Raw genomic sequence first — 6,786 nt, 5'->3', positions numbered from 1 at the left:
ATTTACTCCCATTCAATCGTCGCTGGTGGTTTAGATGAAACATCATAAACCACACGGGAAACATCTTTGATTTCATTCATGATACGCGTCGAGATTTTATCAACCAATTCATACGGCAAATGTGCAAAACGTGCGGTCATAAAGTCAACCGTTTCCACTGCACGAAGTGCAATCACCCATGCATAACGGCGACCATCACCCACCACACCCACAGATTTTACAGGTTGGAATACCGCAAATGCTTGTGCTGTTTTGTCGTACCAACCACTAGCACGAAGTTCCTGCATAAAGATATCATCTGCCAGACGTAAAATATCGGCGTATTCTTTTTTCACTTCACCCAAAATACGCACGCCCAAACCTGGGCCTGGGAATGGATGACGATAAATCATGCTGTGTGGCAAGCCAAGCGTCGTACCTAGCTTACGCACTTCGTCTTTAAACAAGTCACGTAATGGCTCGACCAAATCAAACGCTAAATCTTCTGGTAAACCACCCACGTTGTGGTGGGATTTGATCACATGCGCTTTGCCTTGTTTACTTGCAGCAGATTCAATCACGTCAGGATAAATCGTACCTTGTGCCAAGAATTTCACGCCATCAAGTTTACGCGCTTCTTCTGCAAAGACTTCGATAAATTCACGACCAATAATTTTACGTTTTTTCTCTGGATCAACTTCACCTGCAAGTGCAGTTAAGAAACGTTCTTCGGCATCCGCACGAATGACACGGATTCCCATGTTATCTGCAAACATTTGCATCACTTGGTCGCCTTCGTTTAAACGAAGCAAACCATTGTCTACAAATACGCAAGTCAATTGATCACCAATCGCTTTATGTAAAAGTGCAGCCACAACAGATGAATCTACACCACCAGATAAACCGAGTAATACTTTTTCATCTCCAATTTGCTGACGTAATTGTTCTACGCGCAAATCGATAATGTGCTCTGGCGTCCAAAGACCACCACAACCACAGATTTTATGCACAAAGTTAGACAGTAATTCTGCACCTTTGGCGGTATGCGTGACTTCCGGATGGAACTGAACTCCATAGAAACGGCGAGTTTCATCGGATGCTGCTGCGAATGGACAACTTGGCGTACTAGCCGTAGTCTGAAAACCTTCTGGTAAACGTCCTACTTTATCACCATGACTCATCCAGACATGGAGTTGATCTTCACGATCCTGCAAATTGCCAATCAATTGATCACGTTGTTGAATGTCGACTTCGGCATAACCAAACTCATGCACCTTGCCCGGCTCAACTTTTCCACCTAATTGCTCAGACATGGTTTGGAAACCATAACAAATCCCTAAGACAGGTACACCAAGCTCAAATACTACTTGTGGTGCGCGTGGGCTACCTTCTTCATGCACGCTTTCAGGCCCACCAGACAAAATGATACCGTTCGGATTAAAAGCACGAATGTCTTGTTCAGACATATCAAAAGCATACATTTCAGAATATACACCCGCTTCACGTACACGACGTGCAATCAGCTGGCTGTATTGAGAGCCGAAATCCAGAATTAAGATACGGTCATCAGTAATGTGAGTATTGGTTGTCATGATTACGCAACTATGCAAGGCAACGAGAGAAGCGCAATATTCTAGCATTTTTCATGATGCCACGCACGTTCTTTCCATAGCCAAAAAACCTAATAAAAACAGTATTAAAAAAGGCACTACATGAGTGCCTTCTATTTAGTGCTGAATTTTTTCGATTTTCACGACTTCAATGTCTGTAGGTTTATAGCGATGAGTATCTACCTCACCCACAACACGGACATGATGACCGACTGTTAAGCCTGCTGCACGCCAAAGATCATCATCAATTTCCAGACTAATTGTGCCAGAACGATCTTTAAATTCATAATGATCACTTTTAATATGTTTGGTAATTTGACCTGTCAATGTTACGCCCGTTTCATCTTTGATTTTTGCTACTTGCTGAACAGTCACCATATTTTTTGCAGCTTCCTGAATAATCACATGATCATCCTTGCCAGCAAATGCACTAGAAGATAAAACGACTGTCGCGGCGATAGAAGCAGTCAGGATAAACTTTTTCATTATTCTCTCTTGATATTAAATATATTCAGTTTTATCTAAGCAGAAAGTGAAAAAGATGTCGGCTAGAGTTTTGTAATATAAGGTAAAAGTTAATTTACCCTATAAGTCTGAATAATTTATTTTTCAATCGCTGCATCTAGACTGAATTTACCCGCACCATGTAACATCAAGAAAAATAAACCGCCCGCCATACTTAAGTTTTTCATAAAATTAATGGCTTGAGATTGATCTGTACCTTCATGAAAAATAAGCGCGGTCAAAATACTAAAAACACCAAGTCCCAAAGCTGCTAAACGAGCCTGAAAACCAAAAAGCAAAGCTAGTCCGCCACCAAATTCAACCAAAATTGTTAAAGGTAATAGTCCACCTGGCACCCCCATCGATTCCATATAACCCACAGTTGCCGAATAAGCGGTAATTTTTCCCCAACCTGCAACTATAAAAATATAGGCCATCAGGATTCGTGCGACCAATGAGATAACAGCATCTGCACCAGATTGAGTGACGATGTTTTTTACGACTACATTTGGATTAAACATAAATAAGCCCTTTAGATTGATTTCAAAGTATGTTGTTTTGATGAGATGATCTTAATCTGCTTTATTTTTGCAATAAATATTCATTTTTCAGACATATCGTTCTGAATAAAAGACAATAAAAGATGTAACTTTTTACTGAATCATACTGACTTTCACATAAGGCACTGCTAGGATTTGATCACAATTTTGCGCTGTAGCCTGTCATGGAACTTTTTGATTTTATTTTGCACGTTGATGATCACCTTCTTGAGTTTATTCGCAATTATGGCGTATGGATATATGCAATTTTGTTTCTGATTATTTTTGTGGAAACGGGTCTGGTGGTCATGCCTTTTTTACCGGGCGATAGTTTACTGTTTGCAGCAGGGGCATTGGCAGCATCTACGGGCGCAATGGACCCTTGGATTCTGGGTATTCTTTTATTCATTGCAGCAGTATTGGGGGATACCCTAAATTATCATATTGGTCGTTTCATCGGCCCGCGTGTTTTTGAAATGAATTCACGTTTTATTAATAAAGCACACCTAAGCAAAACCCATGAGTTTTTTGAACGTCATGGCGGTAAAACCATCATTTTTGCTCGATTTATTCCTTTTGCCCGTACCTTTGCGCCTTTTGTCGCAGGTGCAGGCAGCATGAACTATAAGTTTTTTCTGACCTATAATGTGATTGGAGCGCTGTGTTGGGTAGCTTCTTTTATTACATTGGGCTATTTATTTGGCAATATGCCGATGGTTAAAGATAATTTTACCCACTTAATTTTTGGCATTATTATTTTGAGTGTCTTACCGGGAATTTTTGCTTTTATTCGTCAGAAACTCAGCAATAAGCGTCAAGTTTTAAATTCTAAAAAGTAAGTTTAAAAGAATCGAAAAATCACGGGTAACATACATAATAACAGCAACATTGCCGATCCTTTATATAAACGGTCGGCTTGTAATCCCTTAATATTGCCTGCCAGTAATGCCCGACCAAACACCATCCAGAACCATGACACTGGAAATAGAATTAAGCTAAATACGCCTAGTACTAAAATGGCATGTTCCAAAGAATCCCATGTCTCTGGCGGAAAAATTCCTGCGGCAAACAATAACGCTTTAGGGTTTTTTAAGGTCGAGAAAAATATCTGTTTAGGGCGAATCGTTTTGTGACTTTGGCTATGTTTTTGTAAATGTGAGCTTTTCCACAAGTTAAATGCCAACCAAATGACATACAAAGCACTAATCACATGCAAAAGCGGAGTCAGTGCAGGCCAGATCGGTTGCCCAAGATGAATTAACAATGCCCAAATCGCAATACCATACAGATAACCCAACCATTCTGCTGGAATAAAAGAAGCCGTTTTTGTAATACCCTGATGATGTGCAGCACTGGCAAACAACGCATTGGTTGGACCAGGAATAAGTAGCACGGCTAGCATCGCCAATACAAAAAACCAGCTTTCAATCATAAAGTATCCATCGCGATTAAGGTGGGCACACCTTATATGAAATTGAATTTAACTGACAAGTTTTATTGACGTTTAAGCCTGAGCATAGATGATGAAATATCGATGCAAAGAAAACTAACAATATGATTTAAAAAGACATATCACGAAACATTTTGACAAACACTTATTCAGTCCTGATTCAAAAAATGTGAAACAGGACTCGTTTTTAGGATTTTAACTAGCTTTTTTCTTGACCACAATAGGACAATTTTTAAATTGTGCTGCCTGAACAATCGCTTCTTGCTGACCTAATACGCGAGAAAGTTCCGTATTTTTGGTGTTTGAAGATTGTCCCATGTTGACTGAAACGCTTGGGCCGAAGCCCCAACCACCACGTCCCCAGCCACCGCCAAGTCCAACGCCTACACCCACACCTGTCCGTTTCGGTGTCTGCACACCATTTTCAATATAGAGTTGAATACGATTATATTCACTTTGTAATTGCTGACAATTCAACGACTGGTATTGCGTTGGAGAGACATAGGTCGGTTTAACTGTGGTCGCACAAGCACCCAGCAATAGTGTTAATACGCTTAGAGGAAGGAAATATAAGCCTTTCATCGCTTTTCTCAAATTAATTGGGTTCAATTTCTGAGAACAGTGTCTGATACGCTTGTGTCAGCTTGTGTTCTGGCGATAGATGAACCAAGGGTAAATTTTTCTGATGTGATTCTTTCATTAAAATTGAAGGCGGTAACATGCTGTTTAATACAGGTAAGCCTTCATCTTTTAATTGTTGTACCACTTCTCTTGGCAATTTTGCCTGTGCCTGAAATTGATTGACCACAATCCCTTCAATTTCCAGACCATTATTATGATCATCTTGGGTTTCGATCACATTTTCAATCAAAGTTTGTAACGCACGTTTGGAAAAAACATCGCAATCAAATGGAATCAACACCCGATCAGCGGCAATGAGCGCCGACAAAGTAAAGAAATTAAAAGCAGGTGGCGTATCGATATAAATCCGATCATATTGGCTGCTGAGTTGTTGCAAAGAATCGCGTAATTTATAAATTTTATGCTTGGATTCAAGCGCATGCTCTAATGCACCCAGTGTTGGACTGGCTGGAATCACGTCCAGCTTTGGAAAAGCAGTATGATGCACAAAACTTTCCAAGCCTTTGGCGCGTGATTTTAAAATTGAACCAATGGCATTACCAATCAACCCTTTTGGCTGGTTGTTACCTAAGACATCATCAAAAAAGTTTTCGATGTTCGGCTCTAGGGCATTTTTATCTGCGGAGTAAGTCGCCTGTTCACCTAATAGGTATTGGCTTGAATTGGCTTGTGGATCCAAATCAATCACCAGTGTTCTTAAGTTTTGCTGTGCGCTAATTGCAGCCAAATTTACCGTGATACTTGATTTACCCACACCGCCTTTTTGGTTAAAAACCACCCGTGTAAACATGCTTCCCTCATCACTATTTTTTCAAACTTGTTTAGAGTTTAACCTAGCCAATCGATATAAATGCAAAGAATGTCAAACAATTAACCAAAAACTGGCTTGATCATGACTAAACCCAAAATAGCAACAAATGCCACACAGCCAATGACCAGACCTGCTTTGCGCTGTACCACTAAAATAGACTGATCCTTTTTAAATGCTTTACTGAAAGACGAAAGCATTACCACAAACAGAATAATTTTGGCATAAAACCACGGCTGCATTTGAAAATGATTCAGCGATAACAAAACAAGTCCCGTAATGACAACAAGCGTAAATCCTGAATGTTGCAGGGCAATCCAGAGTTTATTGGTCACAGGAGACTCAGACTGATCAGGCGTAGTCATCCATAAAGGCATAGAACGAATCAGCACGGCTATTGCTGCAAGTGCCAATGCAACCAGATGAATGACAAGGACGAATAAATGTATATCCATTTTTATCTATCAATTTGTTTAATTTTTAGGTGCATGCGCACATTCAGGACTATCGGGTACTTGGCCTTGCCATTCATCTGGCGTATAGGCATGAATCGCCAATGCATGAATTTTACCAGGATTCATCAAGTCTGTTGCGACTGCATAGACTTTTTGGTGACGTTGCACCAGTCGAAGTCCCTGAAAAATTGGACTTACGATAGCGACTTTAAAATGACTTTCTTTACCCGGAAAGTAACCACCGTGACCCGCAGACTCATTGGTTACTTCAAGCTGCGTGGGTTGCAATGTATTTAAACGTTCAATCAGTTGTTGTTCGAGCGTCATGATCAGTTACCTACTTACATAGAAAGATGGATGGAAGTATAACGTGCCTAAGATTAAAACACTGAAAAACACATAAAAAGTGAGTCAAATAGAATAACTCAGACGATTAGAACGCGAATATGATTTTATTTTATGCAATCAGCAGCATTATTTGCATAAAGTGGTTGACCCTTGATTTGCTTAATGTATTATAAGCGGCACGCGGGAATAGCTCAGTTGGTAGAGCACAACCTTGCCAAGGTTGGGGTCGCGAGTTCGAGTCTCGTTTCCCGCTCCAGATTGTTTTTAGTGAAAGTTTTTTATAAAACTGCTCAAATATTTGCGGGAATAGCTCAGTTGGTAGAGCACAACCTTGCCAAGGTTGGGGTCGCGAGTTCGAGTCTCGTTTCCCGCTCCAGATTTTGAAAAGCCTCTATCGAAAGATAGGGGCTTTTTCTTTTTGATTTATATAGTTTTTTTCTTATTATTAAAG

At 40.2% G+C, this 6,786-nt stretch carries 9 protein-coding genes and 2 tRNA genes; 3 read left to right on the top strand and 8 right to left on the bottom strand.

Annotated features, from left to right (window positions below):
- Positions 1-2: 2 nt before the first annotated feature.
- From guaA to JR005_RS05615, 3 genes are all read right to left on the bottom strand, one after another.
- Positions 3-1,571: a glutamine-hydrolyzing GMP synthase gene (gene guaA / locus JR005_RS05625; RefSeq protein WP_035271743.1), complete on the bottom strand. Its 1,569-nt coding sequence runs from the start codon at positions 1,569-1,571 to the stop codon at positions 3-5.
- A 135-nt stretch (positions 1,572-1,706) separates the two neighbouring features.
- On the bottom strand, positions 1,707-2,075 hold the full coding sequence (locus JR005_RS05620; protein WP_218665697.1) for a NirD/YgiW/YdeI family stress tolerance protein: 369 nt from the start codon (positions 2,073-2,075) through the stop codon (positions 1,707-1,709).
- A 116-nt stretch (positions 2,076-2,191) separates the two neighbouring features.
- A complete protein-coding gene (locus JR005_RS05615) occupies positions 2,192-2,614 on the bottom strand; it encodes a DoxX family protein (RefSeq protein ID WP_005001594.1) in 423 nt (140 codons plus the stop codon).
- Between the two features lie 203 nt (positions 2,615-2,817).
- On the opposite strand from JR005_RS05615, the gene JR005_RS05610 reads away from it, so the two are divergent.
- Positions 2,818-3,471: a DedA family protein gene (locus JR005_RS05610; protein ID WP_151723685.1), complete on the top strand. Its 654-nt coding sequence runs from the start codon at positions 2,818-2,820 to the stop codon at positions 3,469-3,471.
- A gap of 2 nt (positions 3,472-3,473) precedes the next feature.
- Here the strand turns inward: JR005_RS05610 and JR005_RS05605 are convergent, their stop codons facing one another.
- The 5 genes from JR005_RS05605 to JR005_RS05585 all read right to left on the bottom strand — a co-directional run bounded on the left by JR005_RS05605 (position 3,474) and on the right by JR005_RS05585 (position 6,314).
- Positions 3,474-4,064: a LysE family translocator gene (locus JR005_RS05605; protein ID WP_004995490.1), complete on the bottom strand. Its 591-nt coding sequence runs from the start codon at positions 4,062-4,064 to the stop codon at positions 3,474-3,476.
- A 213-nt stretch (positions 4,065-4,277) separates the two neighbouring features.
- Positions 4,278-4,664: a hypothetical protein gene (locus tag JR005_RS05600; protein WP_004985706.1), complete on the bottom strand. Its 387-nt coding sequence runs from the start codon at positions 4,662-4,664 to the stop codon at positions 4,278-4,280.
- A 13-nt stretch (positions 4,665-4,677) separates the two neighbouring features.
- Positions 4,678-5,514, bottom strand: coding sequence for a ParA family protein (locus JR005_RS05595; RefSeq protein WP_218665696.1), 837 nt, complete (start codon positions 5,512-5,514; stop codon positions 4,678-4,680).
- Positions 5,515-5,594: 80 nt separating this feature from the next.
- Positions 5,595-5,987 carry a SirB2 family protein gene (locus JR005_RS05590; protein ID WP_004985710.1) on the bottom strand — a complete coding sequence of 131 codons (393 nt, stop codon included), beginning with the start codon at positions 5,985-5,987 and terminating at the stop codon, positions 5,595-5,597.
- 18 nt (positions 5,988-6,005) lie between these two features.
- Positions 6,006-6,314, bottom strand: coding sequence for a BolA family protein (locus JR005_RS05585; protein ID WP_044435701.1), 309 nt, complete (start codon positions 6,312-6,314; stop codon positions 6,006-6,008).
- A gap of 201 nt (positions 6,315-6,515) precedes the next feature.
- Here JR005_RS05585 and JR005_RS05580 point away from each other — a divergent pair.
- Positions 6,516-6,591: transfer RNA gene (locus JR005_RS05580), tRNA-Gly, on the top strand.
- 44 nt (positions 6,592-6,635) lie between these two features.
- Positions 6,636-6,711: transfer RNA gene (locus tag JR005_RS05575), tRNA-Gly, on the top strand.
- Positions 6,712-6,786 lie beyond the last annotated feature (75 nt).

The organism is Acinetobacter sp. Colony158 (genome assembly GCF_019264745.1).
Taxonomy (GTDB): domain Bacteria; phylum Pseudomonadota; class Gammaproteobacteria; order Pseudomonadales; family Moraxellaceae; genus Acinetobacter; species Acinetobacter ursingii.
This window is presented reverse-complemented; position numbering and strand designations above follow the sequence as displayed.